This window comes from Pseudomonas sp. AMR01, from assembly GCF_041946035.1.
Lineage (GTDB): Bacteria > Pseudomonadota > Gammaproteobacteria > Pseudomonadales > Pseudomonadaceae > Aquipseudomonas > Aquipseudomonas antarctica_B.
Genome location: NZ_JAUTYR010000123.1, coordinates 1 through 612, shown reverse-complemented (window position 1 = coordinate 612; position 612 = coordinate 1). Strand labels below are relative to the sequence as shown.

1 protein-coding gene is annotated in these 612 nt (G+C 33.0%); it reads left to right on the top strand.

The genetic code is table 11. The features are described from left to right. Window positions 1–497, top strand: a 497-nt coding sequence (locus tag Q7C20_RS26835) for a recombinase family protein (protein ID WP_375071201.1), incomplete at its 5' end; no start/stop codon positions are given. Between the last annotated feature and the right edge of the window lie 115 nt (window positions 498–612).

The window sequence follows — 612 nt, the reverse complement described above, 5'->3', positions numbered from 1 at the left end:
AAAAAATATTTAACGACCATGTTAGTGGTTCAAAAAGTAAAAGACCTGGTTTAGATAAAGCAATTGAATTTGCGAGATCCGGAGATACGATTGTTGTTTGGAGACTAGATAGACTAGGACGTAATATGGAGGACTTAATCACATTAGTTAATGAACTTAACGAACGAGGCGTGAGTTTTCATAGTTTAGAAGAAAATATAACAATGGATAAATCAAGTTCTACAGGACAATTATTATTTCATTTATTCGCAGCATTTGCAGAATTTGAACGTAATTTAATTTTAGAACGTTCTTCAGCTGGCCGAATTGCAGCACGTGCTAGAGGCAGATATGGAGGCAGACCAGAAAAATTAAATCAAAGAGATTTAAACTTACTTAAGACACTTTATGATAATGGAACGCCAATTAAGACAATTGCAGAGCAGTGGCAGGTTTCACGTACAACAATTTATCGTTACCTCAATAAATTAGAGAGAATAGAGAATAAAAGCAAGTAGAGCAACTAATATAACTTACTAAAATGAATCTACTAAATAATTCTATATATCATTAACGCATAAATACCTTGATTTAAAATTGCTCGATGCAAATGAAAGCTTCTCACAGCGTCTA